We start from the raw sequence: 15,088 nt of genomic DNA on the forward strand, positions 1-15,088 counted from the left end.
AATGGGAGTAGAAAAAATTATAGCAGCGTTTGAAAATGGCAAGAAAGCATTTATTCCGTATGTAATGGGCGGAGATGGTGGACTTGAAAAGTTAAAAGAAAGAATTCGTTTTCTTGATGAAGCAGGAGCAAGCATCGTTGAAATCGGTATTCCGTTCTCAGATCCAGTCGCAGACGGTCCAACTATTCAAAGGGCAGGAAAAAGAGCATTAGATAGCGGTGTAACATTGAAAGGTATTTTTCAAGCATTAATAGAGGTGAGGCAAGAAGTTCAAATTCCATTTGTACTTATGACATATTTAAATCCAGTACTCGCATTCGGAAAGGAACGTTTCATTGAGAGCTGTCTTGAAGCAGGGGTGGACGGTATTATCGTTCCAGACTTACCGTATGAAGAACAAGACATTATTGCACCGCTCCTTCGCGTGGCGAATATCGCTTTAATTCCACTCGTTACCGTAACGAGCCCTATTGAACGAATCGAAAAAATTACGAGTGAATCACAAGGATTCGTCTACGCCGTTACAGTAGCGGGCGTAACGGGAGTACGTCAAAACTTTAAAGATGAGATTCGTAGTTACTTAGAAAAAGTAAAAGCACACGTCCACTTACCAGTAGTCGCAGGATTCGGTATTTCAACACGAGAGCAAATTGAAGAAATGATTACAATATGTGATGGAGTAGTCGTTGGAAGTAAAGTCATTGAGCTGTTAGAAAATGAAAAGCGAGAAGAAATTTGTGAGTTAATACATGCAGTAAAAGAAACAGAAGAGGCTTAAGTCTCTTCTGTTTCTTTTGTGTAATAAATGTTAAAATATACAGAAAATACTTATAACTTAGAGGGTGAGAAGGCATGCTAAGACGTAAACTATTATATCTTCTTTTAACTGTACCATTATACGCTTGGCTCATTAGTATGACGAAAATAGAGTTGATGGCTCTGTTTTTAGGATATGTATTCATCTTTTCCCAATTAAATCGAATACAAGAGCAATCTATTTTAGAAGTATGTATATTTTCGGTTAGTATAGAACTATTTAGTATCGTTTCGATTGTATTATTAAGTGAATTATTCCAATGCATCCATTCATTTGAATTAATAAAACTTGGGAATATTGTATTGCAAGTAATATGTGCTTATATTGTGTTTGTTGTACTAGAAAAAATGATTGGACAGCAGACGGTTTTTCAGGATAAAAGATAAAATATTAGTTATTCAAAAAAGGAGCCAAGCGGCTCCTTTTTTAAATCTGTTATAAAAATAATTGAAAATCATAACATCTGTTATATAATAGTTAAAAATTGCAATTTTTACGAAAAGAGATGATAGCATGGCCATATTGTTGGCACTTATCCCGATTATGATGATTTTCATTTGTTTGTTTTTATTTAAACAAACGTCATTAAGAGCCTCATTAATCTCTTATGCCGTTTCTGTCGGAATCGTTTTACTTTCGCCAACGTTCCAATTAGGGATAAGTGAAACTGTGCACGCAACGATTAAAGGTTGGTTAATTTGTTTTATTGTCGGATACGTGTTGTTTTTTGGTATTTTTTTATTTCACCTCATGAATAAAATGGGGTACATCGATCAAGTAGCGCGTTTTCTAGAAGAAGTTACGCACGATTGCTTACTACAAATGCTTCTTATGTGTTTTGGTATTTGTCCACTTATTGAATCAGTGAGTGGATTCGGAATTGGTTTTATGGTCGCAGCACCTATTTTTCTTTCGCTCGGTTATAAACCGTTTCAAGCTGTGCTACTATCGTTTATCGGTTTACTTGCAAGTTCATGGGGCGCGATGGCAACGGGTACGATTATCGGTTCTCAGCTTATTAACATGCCGCTCACAACTCTTGGTACAAATACAGCATTATTAAGCATCCCGATTTTCGCATATTTTATCTTCCTTTCTTTATACGTTGTCGGTGGCTGGCAGGCAGTTATAGAAAAGTGGAAGGAAGGAGTAGGATTCTTTCTATTATTTTCTCTCGGAATCTATCTTTCTAACGCATACGTAAGTGTTGAACTAGCAGGGATATTAAGTTCTATCGTTACCATTACATTTGGTTTTTTAATCATTAAATTAAAAGGGAAAAGTGAGCAAAATCTTATAACAGAACATGCGGCGGCAATGGAGAGGGAAGTATCTATTATAAAAATTATTAGCCCTTATATATTCTTAACTGTTTGTATTTTACTTTCTCGCCTCGTTCCAGCATTACACGATCTGCTCAGGTCATATGCAGTTCTCGATTTAAAATCATATTCTTACAAACTAGAGCTACTATATTCACCAGGATTTTGGCTCGCTATGACTTGTTTATTTACAATTATTTTCTTCCGCATTCCATCAAATATTATTAAACAATCACTCTCACAAACGATAAAACAATGGATTCCTTTCGCTATTACAACGACAATGTTTATCGCAATTTCAGAACTAATGGGTGCATCCGGTATGCATTCATTACTCGCAAAAACAGCTGGTGAAACATTTGGGACATTTTTCGTTTTCGTTGCTCCTTTCATAGGCGGAATTGGCGGCTTTTTAACAGGTAGTAACGCAGGATCAAATGCGATGTTTATTAAACTCCAAATGCAAACAGCGCAAAACGTAGCGCTCCCGTGGCAATATGTCACAACACTCCAAAACACCGCATCATCAGTAGCCACAATCGCTTGTCCATCACGGATTACACTAGGCGCGTATTTATGTAATATCCCTTATCGTGAAAATGAACTATTAAAGAAGACGACGTTAATGATTTTTGGTGCGGTGTTGCTTGTAGTGGTGGAGGTTATTGTTTGGTATATGTTGAGAAAATAAGAAACCCTCCTGGGAAAGGAGGATTTTCTTTTTATATGGATAATGCCTAAAGTATGAACAGCTTCTACTAAATGAATAGGAGATGAAAGAGATGCCCTTAAAAAACTACGGTGTATTAAAAGGTACAGTTGTACAATCTAAGATTGGAAAAGGGAAAACACCTCATTATCAAGTTCATTTACAAGGCGAAGCAGAAGTAGATTATCGTATTGCAATTAACGTAAAGTCGCAAAGTTATCCGTCAGAAGTTTTATATTTTGCAAGCGAACATATTGATTCAGAAGCTATTCATATTTTACCAACATTACCGTTTGGGTTTACAGAAGTGAAAAACAATGAGCCGAAAGTAGCTTTAGATTATGTAAGAGGTAATTTATTTGATTCAAAGCAAATGATTCCTTTACCTGCTGAAAAATCGGGATCTGATAATGATTTAAATGAGAAAATAGAACGTTATATAAAACGAGCAATAGATGAGAAAGCAATTATTTATGCGTTTGGTGAAAGGTGGGGACCAGAAGAAAAGGTTCCGGATTCGTATTTTCATTTTACACCTGGAAACGGTATACACGATATTCATATGAATCAAGGGAATGTAGAGAAATGGCAAGGTGATGATGGCAAATGGCAAGACGGTGGGATATTGATTCACTTTGAGAAGAAGGAAGAGTGGATTGGTATTTTTCTTGCCTTTCAGTCACAGTCATGGTGTACGGATGAAGAGGGGCATGCTCGTGTGCCGGTTGAGCATTGTGATTATAAGAGAAATAATTGATGAGAAGAGGACTTTCAAAACGAACGTCCTCCTCTCATTTTATAAAACACAAAACTCACAAGTGTAGAAATACAAGAGAAAAGAAGCGCCACACTAGAAAACGCAATGAGATACATATTATACTTCATCATTTTTCCGATTAGTTGGTTACTATCGTACTGAAAAAGTCCTGCAATTATATTGAATAAAAATAACATGATAAACATGACGATAACACCGTCTATTGATCCTTTAATGTCTGGTTTACTTAAAGCGATATGTGCAGAAATACAAATGGCGATAAATAAAAATAACCAAAATGAAGGATTCAATAAATTGTTAAATGTAAATAAGCTTTTCAATAATACAAACGTCGATAGTAGCATGTTTTGGATCATGTCTAAGTTAATAGAAGTCGATGCAACAGTTTTTTCCAGATTCGTATTAAATAAATAATATGACTCTGGTACGAAATAGCGCATTAAAAGTATTAAGGCAGTAATACCAGAAATAATAGGACCGATGCCGATAAAGAAATTACCGATCCGTTGATATACGCTTTTTTGATTGTATTGATGTTGGACGTAACCTAAAGCTCCTTGACTTGTATCTGTCGGGAAGAACTGAGTTGCTACAATTTTATGGCGGAATAATAGACACATAATTGCATGTCCAAGCTCATGAACGGGAACACCGATCCATGCAGTTAAAAGAAATCCCTTCCTACCAAAAGCTCTCGACCAATACGTTCGTGTGAGAGATTCTAAATAACCTAATATAAATCCAATTACAATGATGACACCAATTAAAGAAAATAATTGGATCACGCTTGTAAGGAGTGTTTGAAAAATCGAGTTTACAAATTCCACTGTCTTCATCCAATCTGTTTAAAGTTTCACTTTATTTGCTCTGTTTCATAATACCATTATTTTTCTATAATACTAGCACACATAGTTTCGTTTAAAAGAAGGATTTCATATTCTTTTTCTTGTAGTCATGTTTTATGTACAAAGTCATATATTGAATTTGTAACACCCTATAAGGTATATGCTTAAGGAGGGATGAGAGAATGAAATGTCCGGCATGTCATACTGAAAATGCAGCGGAAGCAAGGTTTTGCGGGAATTGTGGACATTCGTTAACGGAAGAAGTGGTAGCAAGTGGTGCACAGGAAGAAGGACAGCAACAAGCGCGCGCAGCACAAGTAAAGGAAAGCCGTCCGAATGAAACGGTAGAGCAAGCGAAACAATTTGCAAGTGGCTATTTTCAGTTCTTTAAAAATGCTTTTAAATCACCATCGGCCATTATGGAAAGTGGAAATATTGAAGTGCGAAATGGAATTGTAAGTCTTGTGCTTATTTGCTTTTTAGGAGCATGTATTTTTTATAGAATGATGAGCGCAGCGGCGACTGTTACAAGGACATTAGTGCCAGATATAGCTACTCCTACTTTCTTTGGAGAATCTGTAATGGTCTTTTTCTTTTTATTAATTTTAACTTTATTTGTCGGATTTATTATTTTTGTAAGTGGTAAGATGATGAAATCATCTTTTTCTTTTCTTGAAGCATTCGGTATATGGGGGACGATAGCGACGCCAGCTATTGCTATACTAGTTCTTTCTTTTCTATTTAGTTTCCTATTGATCTTTTTTTTACCAATCTTATTAGGGCTGGCTACAACGTATATGGGAATTAGTATAATTGTAGCTATATTAAAACTAGACAACGGCGGAGTAGATCCTGTTTACACACTTATTATCGCAAATGTTTTAATCGGAATTGCAACGTTTATCGTGTTTTGGTCTTACATTAAAACGATAATCCAAACCTTTATCGGGGGATTAACAGGCTTCTAACGAAAAGGTGGTTGAATGGATGAATGTATGTACAAAATGCGGAGCTCAGTATGAAGATGGAGTGCAATTTTGCCAAAACTGCGGGATGAAGAGGGAAAGTCTTGTAGTAAAGAAGAGAATGAGCGGCGGTACAAAAGTTGGCATTACACTCTTAACATTACTTGTTATAGTAATTTTTGGATTGTATTTGTATGGATCATCGTATTATAAGCAGACGGCACAAGTAGACCGAATGATTACTATTTTACAAGAGAGGGACGGGGAGAAATTAGCTGAGATCATCACGGCAGATGATCCAACCGTTATTGTAACGAGAGAGGGTTTAACGCCTCTATTTTCATATATAAAAGAAAATCCATCTTACGTGAATGAATTGAAAGAATATTTGAGGCAAGGTGAAAAACAAGGGGATGGAATAGAAAGAGCAGATTTTTCTTTAACGAAAGATGGGAAACATTTCTTTTTATTTGATCGGTATAAATTGAAAGCGAAGACGTATTATACGACTCTGCTTACAAATGAAAAAGGTACATCTTTAAAATTGAACGGAAAAGAAATTGATAAGACAAATGACAAAAAGTTTGAGAAGCAATATGGACCGTTTCTTCCTGGAACTCAAGTATTTCAATCTGAATATAAAAATGACTATGTAAAACTATCACGTGAGGAAAAGGTTGTACTTATGAAACAAAGTCAAAATAATGTAACGGTAGATTTAACGTTGCAAGGGCAATATATTACAGTTCAAACGAATGAATCTGGTGCGACATTATACGTGAATCAAAAGCCAGTTACAGCGTTGACCGGAGAAGAAATTACGTGGGGACCGATAGCGACTGATGGAAGTGCGGCGATTTATTTAGAACGAAATGGAGAAAACGGCAGGGAAACGACAAAGGTAGAAACGGTAACGGCACTGTCGGCTTATAATCTTCCATTCCAAAAGAAAAGTATAGAAAAAACAGTTGTTTACAATGTTACTCCGCCTACGACTGGGTATGTATATAATGGTTTCATCTTCCCTGATAGTGATATTCGAAAATTAACGAGTACGGACTTAACATATTTATCGAAAGAACAATTGAAAATAGCAAGAAACGAGATATACGCAAGACATGGACATATGTTTCAAACGAAAGATATGCAAGCGTATTTTTCAAAACAGTCTTGGTATAGAGAAAATCCGTATTTTACAGGAAAGCTAACAGATATTGAAACTTATAATGTTGAATTGATCAAATCAAGAGAATAAACACGTGAAAAAGGTACAGTGCATAGCTGTACCTTTTCTATGGTTATTTAGCTGGACCAGGATCCCTTGAGAAAAAGATATGAAAGAGGAATGTGACTTTACTTGCTCCTCCTGATGTACTTGCTTGCACATCAGATAATGCACTAGATGTTAAAACACCTTCAGAACGAGGGGGTACGACTATTTTGAGAGTATCATCTTTTTCTGATGATGCAGTAACTGTTATTGTATCATCAGATAAGTTTACAATTTTAACAGTACCAATTGGTAAGATGGATTTGCCAGCGTGTGATGCTGAAGCGAAGCGAGAGCCTTTCCAAATCGTTTGTGCGAAAGTGTCATCATTAGATAACCAAGCGCGAGCACTATAAAGTGTTACGTTAATAGAAAATTCTTGATCAAGTGGCATGGCGGCTTTCGGTTCTTGCGGTTCCTCTGGAGTTTGAGCGAGAAGGCCGGCGCACATGTATGTTTCACCTACTTTCAATAGTTGCTGTTATAGCATATTAAACATCTTGTTTATAAGACACGACGGATACCTATTCATGCATAGGTTTGTGCACCAAATTTGTAGATAGAATTCTATTTCTTTACAATGGAAGTAGGTGTTATTTCTATAAAATATGGAAATCGTAAAGAGTATGTAAAAAAGAAGGAGTGGTAAAGTGAACTATGTCATTATTGGCGGAGATGCAGCAGGTATGAGTGCAGCAATGCAAATTGTTAGAAACGATGAAACTGCAAATGTTGTAACGTTAGAAAAAGGTGAAATCTATTCATACGCTCAGTGCGGATTACCGTATGTGATTAGTGGTGTTATTGCTTCTACTGAAAAGTTAATTGCACGCGATGTAAAGACGTTTCGTGATAAATATGGAATTGATGCGAAAGTACGTCATGAAGTAACGAAAGTAGATACGGAAAAGAAAATGGTGTACGCAGAGCATACGGAGACGAAAGATGTTTTTGAATTTCCATATGACCGTTTATTAATTGCGACTGGAGTGCGTCCTGTTATGCCAGAATGGGAAGGGCGAGATTTGCAAGGCATTCATCTTTTAAAAACAATTCCGGATGCTGAGCGCATATTAAAAACGCTAGAAACGAATAAAGTTGAGGATGTAACGATTATTGGCGGCGGTGCAATTGGTCTAGAGATGGCAGAAACATTTATAGAACTAGGAAAGAACGTAAGAATGATTGAGCGAAACGATCATATTGGCACAATTTATGATGCCGATATGGCGGAATATATACATAAAGAAGCAGACAAACATAATATTGAAATTTTAACGAATGAGAATGTAAAAGCGTTTAAAGGAAAAGAAAGAGTAGAACAACTGGAGACGGATAAAGGGACGTATAAAACTGATCTCGTTTTAGTATCTGTCGGTGTACAGTCAAATACTGATTTTCTTGAGGGGACAAATATACGTAAAACTCATAAAGGTGCAATTGAAGTAAATGCTTATATGCAAACAAATGTGAAAGACGTATACGCTGCTGGTGATTGTGCAACGCATTACCATGTTATAAAGGAAACTCATGATCATATCCCGCTCGGAACGACTGCGAATAAACAAGGGCGACTTGCCGGACTCAATATGGTTGATAAACGAAGAGCATTTAAAGGTACGTTAGGTACGGGCATTATTAAATTTATGAATCTGACGCTCGCAAGAACAGGCTTAAATGAAAAAGAAGCGAAAGGGCTAAACATCCCGTATAAGACGGTCAAAGTAGATTCAACAAATATGGCAGGCTATTACCCGAGTGCTTCGCCACTTCACTTGAAATTACTATATCACGCCGATACGAAACAATTGTTAGGCGGTCAAGTAATTGGAGAAGAGGGCGTAGATAAACGTATTGATGTTATCGCAATGGCACTTTTCAATAAAATGAGTATTCACGATTTAGAAGATGTCGACTTAAGTTACGCACCACCATATAACAGCGTTTGGGATCCAATTCAACAAGCAGCAAGGAGAGCGGAATAGCACTTTTTTAAGTGCTATTTTTTTTGTGAAAGGGGAATAAATAAAGTTTCACTTTATTTTGAATATACCGTTCACCCTTGAAAACATAGTACGTATCGCTTATATTGTCATATAGTATTTATTTTTTAATAAAGCAATGAACGAACCAGGGGGCACAGTATGGCAATTAACATGAATACAATCGAAGAATGGATTGCTGAATCAAATGCAAGAAACGAAGAAGACTTAGGAAACGTTGTTGAAGAGATGAAAGAAGTATGTGTCGGACTTGATAACGCGACATTAATTTATACGAAAAACGTATTTTGTTTCGGTAAGAAAGTAGAAGTATTCTTCTTCTTCCAAGATCACGTCGTTATCGGAGAAGAGAAGGAAGAGTATATTGAGATTGAAAAATTAAAGTATGATGACATTACAAATAGCAACTTAAAAACAAATGACAAAAATACAACGTTAGAACTAAAGTTTTCTAACGGGAAAGCTATTAATTTAGATAGTCTAAATGATAACTACGGTACGAAAAACTGGTTATTTGCAAGACAAATTAAGAGTATTTTTAAAGTAATCTAGTAAAAAAGGCAGGCCTTGAAAGGTCTGCTTTTTTACTTATTTCCTATTAAATAAAGGCACCCTCTTTCTTCATAACATTTCACGCTTGTAAATCCCGTCTCATAAAAAAGGTTTACTAATTCTTCGGTCGTCTTAAATTTATCCATATGATATTGGATTTTGAAAGTTTCAGCGACTAGTAAAAAGGATCCATTCGGTTTTAAGACGCGAAATACTTCTTTCATATCATTTTTTATATAAGAATATGTATTTATTTCGCTTTTAATAATTTAACTCCTTTAAAAAAAGCACGCCATTAATCGGCGTGCTTCTAATTATGCAAGGACCCTTTTAGCCAATTTCGCGCCCTGTAAGCCCCAACCGGAATTTGAATGAGTGAAGTTTCATTTCCGGCATCAATCCCGTACAATTGATCGCATGAATTTGTATCAAAACTTAGTAACGGGTGCCCGCCCATCCCCATAGCGGTCGCAGCTAAAACGAGTTTATGAACGAGCATGCCAGCTTCCATTTGATGAATGCGATATCCTCTATAACCTAATTTATTTTTATAGTAATCTTTATTTCCGACTACATGTAGACAAAGTGGTACTTGAAAAAGGTTTACGTTATCCATCGTCATACTGGATTGCAGAGAATAACGAAGATCTCCGTACCGAATTGGCTGTATGGAATGTGTCCTACTGTTATAAGCGTAAGCGCCGTTTTCTATGTCTTTTACGTTATAAAAACATCCATATAGTGAGACTCGTGCGTTTTCATTTACATACTTGCCATCAAGGTCGTTGTAATAAGGGAAGGAGAGGCTCGCTTCTTGTAGTAAAGTAGCGAGCTCGGCTGCATCCCATTTCGTTAAAATGAAGTCAGAATCAGGTGAATATCGTTTTTTACAAAGTTGTAAGAAATCATATGATAAACGTTCCACTTTAGGTAGCTGCATAGCGTGTGCACTATATTGTTGTCGTTCTTCACAGGTAAATGTTTGGAAGTGTTCTGTCGATTCAATCATAGATGCCGCGGTTATTTTTTTTATCATCGGATAGTCATCTACATGTTTTGAACGAACGAAATGCTCATGTGTTAACGGCGGGATTTGCTGCAACAAGTCATGAGAAGTAATAGTTTTATTTTCGTGATGATCATCATGAAACCAATCTGTATTCGGTTCTGTACTTAAAGGAATAACAGCATACACACTTTCTTCACCTTCTGACAGTCCAAGTAAATGATTCATTGCCCGATCTAGAAACTGAAAATATACACCATTTGTATAACCAAATTGTTTTGCGCATTCAAGTAATTGACCGATGAGAACACCGCTATCTAATCCTTGAAGACGATACGAAAAGTTATTGTATTTAAAGAAGTTTTTCCAAAACATAGTGGATACAAATGCAGCACCAAAACAAGAATGTATGTTACAACGATTGCCGAGTGCTTCTGTAAGATAAGAATCGAAATTTCCTTCGCGAAGTAAGATAAGACGGTGATGCGCGGCGTCGTAATGGTAAATGCCGTCTGGATAATGATCAATTTTTAAATACATATATAATTCATTCGGATATAAAGCACCCCCAGAAGGGATGAATCTTCGAAATAGAGTCGTTGTTTTATTATTTTCTAGGTTAGTAGTAGGCTGACATAATTGTGTTAAACCAAATGAGTACCAAAGATAATGACCGATTTCCTCTAAGTTAGGTTTAGTAGAAGAATTCCGCAAAGTTAATGGGATTTCTAAAGAGAGAGGGATTACTGGTAAATTTCGATATAATTTATAAGGAAGTGGTGCGTCTTCCCAGTCAATCTCTTTATCGGACGACATAATTTCATTAATAGAAAAATGGAGATGATGTAAAAAAGTATCAGGTTGCATCAAATTTCCCCCTCACTATGAATTATGGAAACGGATGCGGATGTGGATTTAAACTTTCATTCGTTAAAGGCTCAGCCCAATATCCAAGTGTCATCGGTACGGTATACACTCTATCCAGTCCTGTAACCCGAGTGAGATGGTGACCGAACGTCATCGGTAACATGCCTGGAATAATTACTTTTACACAATGTAAGCCGTTCTTTTCTATAAGGGGGACCGTTTGATCTACAACAATTACTTCAAGTCCAGATTGATGTAACCTGTTTAAAAGTTGATGAAGATCAGATGTTAAATCCATATCAAATGATTGTAATGCATTCATTTCTTGGAACGTTTGCACTGGAGCATCATCACGTAAAAGGAAGTGAAGACGCTCTTCAGCTTCTTTCAATCCGTACAGCATACTATGATCTTCCATTTGCGAAACAAGATATGGATCTTGTAAACAGTGTTCATATTTCTCTCTTTTTTGTTCAAGCTCTTCATCTGTTATAAGTAACATGCCTGCTATTTCGTGAATTGCATTTTTTACAGCTCGAATTGGTTCCATATGTGCGCCGCCAGCACAGACGAGATTCATACCATCTTGTCTTGTATTTTTCGCAATGACCCATATGCTCGGAATACCATGTTCCATCGTCGCGTTGAAAACGTATAATTCATATCCAGTAATTGTGCGTAAGCGTTCCAACATTAGTTGCAATTCAGTATCATTGGCTGAACTAAGATCGAGACGGGGAAGAGGTAATTCGGCATACCAAGTGAGCAAAAAGGCGTCACGCTCTACAATTTCTAAAATGCCGTGAAAAATTGCTTCTTCTAAACTACCACCAATTGCACATCCATTTGATGTTTCATACACGAAAGCATCTCTATGACCAAGGCTATAATAAGCGATTGATTCTGGAACTAGAAGTGGTCGGTTTTGTAATAAAGAATATCCCCATACCCAGTTTTGCTCATAATCAGGATCAAACGGCTTAAATGGAAAACTATCACGATTGTAATGTTCATTTGTATGCACACCAAGTGTGAGGGGATTCAGTGCAATATCTTCTAGCTCACGAAAACTGCCATGTACATTTGTTTTTTTTCCACGAGGCGACATACCGCAATAGCGTTCTAAACCTTCTAAAATAGCGGTTGCTTCACTAAGTGAAAATGAATGAGTCCGGCCCGCGACACCTTCATTTCCAAACAGTAACGGCATGTTTATAATGACATCAGCAAACGGTAATAGAGAATGTTGCATTTTACCGTTTAAAATACCAGTCCGGTAATCTAAATAGTCTCTCGTTAAAAATGTGTTTAGCTCATGAATGGAACGACAGCGATACGTTTCAGTACTCGTTTTCAAACTTGGTTGTAAAGAAATTTGCGCTGCATCTGCTGTATCGTCAGGCAAATTGCTGCATACCGGACAGAGAGGGTCTGGAAGAAACGAATTCCGGGTACATTGTAACGTTTGTAAGTCCAGTAAAATGAGTTCGTTTTCTAAAGAAGAATATCCATGAGCTAATATTTTCTCTGTTTCAGCATGAATGAGCTGGCACATTTGTAACATTCCATTTTGGGTGGCGCGTACATCACGCCTCGTCACGTTCTCTGCTTTTAATGCATATTTTCGTTGTAGTTCCCACATTTCTTTTTGATCAAAGCCAGCTATAAACCGGCGTCCATCAGCGCAGTGGGAACATCCAGTTGTAAGAGGCTTCACGTAAGGACCGATAATACCTTCACCAAACGAAGTAAACGCGCGAAGCCACGGAATATTATTTGAGCGAAAGATAAGCTCAGCATCACGATGTACGGAAGAAGGAGACCCGTCATGTAAAACGAGAGCAAGATGAATGTTTTCAGGGAGAGCTTCTGTAATTGTATGCTGGCGGATGAGTGAATATTGCTTGCACAATTGCTCATGTACATAGTCTGTGAGTAGGCCATCTCCTATAAGTAGTATGTTTTGAGTCATTGGTCATCCTCCTTTGCAATTAATACCCCATATACACCGTCTAAGTTGTCTCTTAAAAATGACTCAATAGCTAAATCAAAAACGAATGGATACAAGTTGTTTTCCGTTAAATTTTGCAAAGCAACTTGTAAAGACTGTACGCCTGGAATTTCTTCCTCTTCTTGTATTGCTACTCTAACAGGATCCGTACTATATAAAACAATGGATGATTCCGGTAACATATTAGCTTTATAAGGAATCTCTTCATTTTGAATATGAAGGAGTGCTTGTTGCAGAGCATTTCTTAATGCGAGTGTTATATTAATATTTACCGCACCATACCATCTATCATTAATACCGATCCAAACGACAGGAAAACCAAGTAACTCCTCACTCATTCCTACTTTAGGTATTTCATGAATTGTAGAGAGAGCATCGTAGTAAAACCTACAATGTTTATCATGAATTTCGGTTAAATAAAGCTCTGTAATCTCTTCTAGCATATGTGATTGGCGTTCATATAACTTATTATTTAAATGTTTTTGGAGTGCTCGGTATACACCTTCTGTCATCGTTTCCCCAGCACCAATACCGATATCAGTATGTTCGGGGATAAGACGATGAATCATTTCAGCTACATATGTTTCAACTCCTGTTAAGCCAGCTTCGCGGCGTGCTTCATTATGAGTTAATCCACCGCAAGTTATAGTAGGAAGGGGAGAGGTAGGTCCGTCTGATAATGGATTTGCAACTTGAATATTGCACTGTGATAAAGGCAATTGATTTAAATCTTGTTCATCCCACATGTGGAATATGCCAGCTTCTTTAGAAGTTAACGCATCAAAAAAACGAAAAAGTTCAGTTGAAGTATATTGTCCGGAACGTTGGGCAAGGTTTTCTTGAAGATTTTGCACCGTATCAATTGTAAAGATTTCATCGGTTGCGAGAAGATGTTTTATGAAAGGGTGCCACTTTCCTTCAAGTGTTTCCAAGTTTAATAAAAAGAATTGAGGATTATGCTGCCTATGTGAATCTTCAGCGACATGTTTAAATAACTCAAAAACGATAACATTTGCTAACATTGCAGATGCAATTGGTGAGAAAGGTTCAGGTGGATTTTCACTTTGTAAAGTAGTTTCGTGTAGACGATGCCAAGCTGATTCCCAGCATTCTTCACGGTCTACGGTTACGACGGGTCCAGCTAAACCAATTCTTGATAAGCAAATAGCTGGTATGAAATTTTTCTTAAACTCTCTACAAATAGTATGGATTGCTCTTAAACTTTCAATATCTCCATTTTGGGAAACGTATAAAATCCAGTCGAAAGGCTCGAATACTTCATGTAAAGGGCGATCAATTGTAATATCTATTTCTTGAATGAGTACATTGTCATCATTTGCATATGCACGTTCGCTTAATTCATGAATTCGATCGTAGTTTGTTTCAGCACGATCTGTAACAAGATAATGAAATGTAGGTAAACCAGATTCTAATAAAGAAGAAACTAGGGAAGTAAGCATATCGCCAGAACCAATTATAAGCACATTTGCTGCGCGGTACGTTTCGAATTTTAAAGCGCCTGAATGGGAATCAGCTTCTAAAAACTCAATTTGCGAAGCATATCTGTCGAGTAATGCACTGTTTAATTCGTGGGGAGCATCTTGGCTTACATCACGAACGAAACCATTTTCATATAAAATCTCTCCAATTTCAAATACACGATTTTGATAGGGGAGAGGGAGACCATCGGTTATTTCTGTCAAAGAATGATTACCGTTAAACATAGGCATTAATTTCTCAATCCAGTCATAAATCCCATCACCATCCATACGGAATGAACTGGAGTTATTTCGAAAGTAAACACCCCCGTTTGAATCGGGGAGGAAGAAAGTATCCTTATTTGCTTTAAGTTTTGCATGAACTGGAAGGTTATTCATGTTTATCCCCCTTACGTTTTAGGCATACATTATTAGTCTATGTAGTGTGATTTGTCCCATATGAAC

General features: G+C 36.9%; 13 protein-coding genes and 1 pseudogene. 8 read left to right on the forward strand and 6 right to left on the reverse strand.

Annotated features, from left to right (window positions below; translation table 11 throughout):
* The first annotated feature begins 1 nt into the window (after position 1).
* The 4 genes from trpA to QCI77_RS06355 all read left to right on the forward strand — a co-directional run bounded on the left by trpA (position 2) and on the right by QCI77_RS06355 (position 3,605).
* On the forward strand, positions 2-778 hold the full coding sequence (gene trpA, locus QCI77_RS06340; protein ID WP_002011422.1) for a tryptophan synthase subunit alpha: 777 nt from the start codon (positions 2-4) through the stop codon (positions 776-778).
* Between the two features lie 74 nt (positions 779-852).
* On the forward strand, positions 853-1,203 hold the full coding sequence (locus QCI77_RS06345) for a DUF4029 domain-containing protein (protein ID WP_353824665.1): 351 nt from the start codon (positions 853-855) through the stop codon (positions 1,201-1,203).
* A 127-nt stretch (positions 1,204-1,330) separates the two neighbouring features.
* Positions 1,331-2,830, forward strand: coding sequence for an L-lactate permease (locus QCI77_RS06350; RefSeq protein ID WP_353824666.1), 1,500 nt, complete (start codon positions 1,331-1,333; stop codon positions 2,828-2,830).
* 82 nt (positions 2,831-2,912) lie between these two features.
* Positions 2,913-3,605, forward strand: a complete 693-nt coding sequence (locus QCI77_RS06355) for a DUF2278 family protein (RefSeq protein ID WP_181150762.1) — start codon at positions 2,913-2,915, stop codon at positions 3,603-3,605.
* Positions 3,606-3,619: 14 nt separating this feature from the next.
* Here QCI77_RS06355 and QCI77_RS06360 read toward each other — a convergent pair whose 3' ends face one another.
* The gene (locus QCI77_RS06360; RefSeq protein WP_201066452.1) at positions 3,620-4,453 is read right to left on the reverse strand and encodes a hypothetical protein; all 834 of its coding nucleotides are present in this window, start codon (positions 4,451-4,453) and stop codon (positions 3,620-3,622) included.
* A 200-nt stretch (positions 4,454-4,653) separates the two neighbouring features.
* Here QCI77_RS06360 and QCI77_RS06365 point away from each other — a divergent pair, with 200 nt between their 5' ends.
* Entirely contained in the window at positions 4,654-5,439 is a 786-nt protein-coding gene (locus tag QCI77_RS06365) for a zinc ribbon domain-containing protein (protein ID WP_353824667.1), read from the forward strand.
* 19 nt (positions 5,440-5,458) lie between these two features.
* A complete protein-coding gene (locus QCI77_RS06370; RefSeq protein ID WP_353824668.1) occupies positions 5,459-6,691 on the forward strand; it encodes a TcaA 3rd/4th domain-containing protein in 1,233 nt (410 codons plus the stop codon).
* Positions 6,692-6,734: 43 nt separating this feature from the next.
* On the opposite strand, the gene QCI77_RS06375 is transcribed toward QCI77_RS06370, so the two are convergent.
* A complete protein-coding gene (locus QCI77_RS06375) occupies positions 6,735-7,157 on the reverse strand; it encodes a hypothetical protein (protein WP_061689062.1) in 423 nt (140 codons plus the stop codon).
* 199 nt (positions 7,158-7,356) lie between these two features.
* Here QCI77_RS06375 and QCI77_RS06380 point away from each other — a divergent pair, with 199 nt between their 5' ends.
* Positions 7,357-8,691 (forward strand): FAD-dependent oxidoreductase, encoded by a 1,335-nt coding sequence (locus tag QCI77_RS06380; protein WP_353824669.1) that lies wholly within the window; start codon positions 7,357-7,359, stop codon positions 8,689-8,691.
* 159 nt (positions 8,692-8,850) lie between these two features.
* Complete coding sequence (locus QCI77_RS06385) at positions 8,851-9,261, forward strand: DUF3908 family protein (RefSeq protein WP_002030461.1); 411 nt, start codon at positions 8,851-8,853, stop codon at positions 9,259-9,261.
* A gap of 32 nt (positions 9,262-9,293) precedes the next feature.
* On the opposite strand, the pseudogene QCI77_RS06390 reads toward QCI77_RS06385, so the two are convergent.
* The 4 genes and pseudogenes from QCI77_RS06390 to QCI77_RS06405 all read right to left on the reverse strand — a co-directional run.
* Positions 9,294-9,497, reverse strand: a pseudogene (locus QCI77_RS06390) (SAM-dependent methyltransferase); the annotation flags it as partial.
* Between the two features lie 74 nt (positions 9,498-9,571).
* Complete coding sequence (locus tag QCI77_RS06395) at positions 9,572-11,134, reverse strand: SagB family peptide dehydrogenase (RefSeq protein WP_353824670.1); 1,563 nt, start codon at positions 11,132-11,134, stop codon at positions 9,572-9,574.
* A 22-nt stretch (positions 11,135-11,156) separates the two neighbouring features.
* A complete protein-coding gene (locus tag QCI77_RS06400) occupies positions 11,157-13,106 on the reverse strand; it encodes a TOMM precursor leader peptide-binding protein (protein WP_044437842.1) in 1,950 nt (649 codons plus the stop codon).
* Positions 13,103-15,022 (reverse strand): putative thiazole-containing bacteriocin maturation protein, encoded by a 1,920-nt coding sequence (locus tag QCI77_RS06405; protein WP_113769153.1) that lies wholly within the window; start codon positions 15,020-15,022, stop codon positions 13,103-13,105. Before QCI77_RS06405 ends, QCI77_RS06400 begins: the two co-directional genes overlap by 4 nt.
* Positions 15,023-15,088 lie beyond the last annotated feature (66 nt).

The sequence above is a fragment of the Bacillus cereus group sp. MG9 genome, assembly GCF_040459995.1.
Lineage (GTDB): Bacteria > Bacillota > Bacilli > Bacillales > Bacillaceae_G > Bacillus_A > Bacillus_A mycoides.

Excerpts from the sequence above, each read along its gene's own strand:
- QCI77_RS06345 (WP_353824665.1), top strand. The coding sequence starts at position 853 with ATGCTAAGACGTAAACTATTATATCTTCTTTTAACTGTACCATTATAC.
- QCI77_RS06365 (WP_353824667.1), top strand. The coding sequence starts at position 4,654 with ATGAAATGTCCGGCATGTCATACTGAAAATGCAGCGGAAGCAAGGTTT.
- QCI77_RS06395 (WP_353824670.1), bottom strand. The coding sequence starts at position 11,134 with ATGCAACCTGATACTTTTTTACATCATCTCCATTTTTCTATTAATGAA.
- QCI77_RS06385 (WP_002030461.1), top strand. The coding sequence starts at position 8,851 with ATGGCAATTAACATGAATACAATCGAAGAATGGATTGCTGAATCAAAT.
- trpA (WP_002011422.1), top strand. The coding sequence starts at position 2 with ATGGGAGTAGAAAAAATTATAGCAGCGTTTGAAAATGGCAAGAAAGCA.
- QCI77_RS06355 (WP_181150762.1), top strand. The coding sequence starts at position 2,913 with ATGAAAGAGATGCCCTTAAAAAACTACGGTGTATTAAAAGGTACAGTT.
- QCI77_RS06370 (WP_353824668.1), top strand. The coding sequence starts at position 5,459 with ATGAATGTATGTACAAAATGCGGAGCTCAGTATGAAGATGGAGTGCAA.
- QCI77_RS06405 (WP_113769153.1), bottom strand. The coding sequence starts at position 15,022 with ATGAATAACCTTCCAGTTCATGCAAAACTTAAAGCAAATAAGGATACT.
- QCI77_RS06350 (WP_353824666.1), top strand. The coding sequence starts at position 1,331 with ATGGCCATATTGTTGGCACTTATCCCGATTATGATGATTTTCATTTGT.
- QCI77_RS06375 (WP_061689062.1), bottom strand. The coding sequence starts at position 7,157 with ATGTGCGCCGGCCTTCTCGCTCAAACTCCAGAGGAACCGCAAGAACCG.
- QCI77_RS06400 (WP_044437842.1), bottom strand. The coding sequence starts at position 13,106 with ATGACTCAAAACATACTACTTATAGGAGATGGCCTACTCACAGACTAT.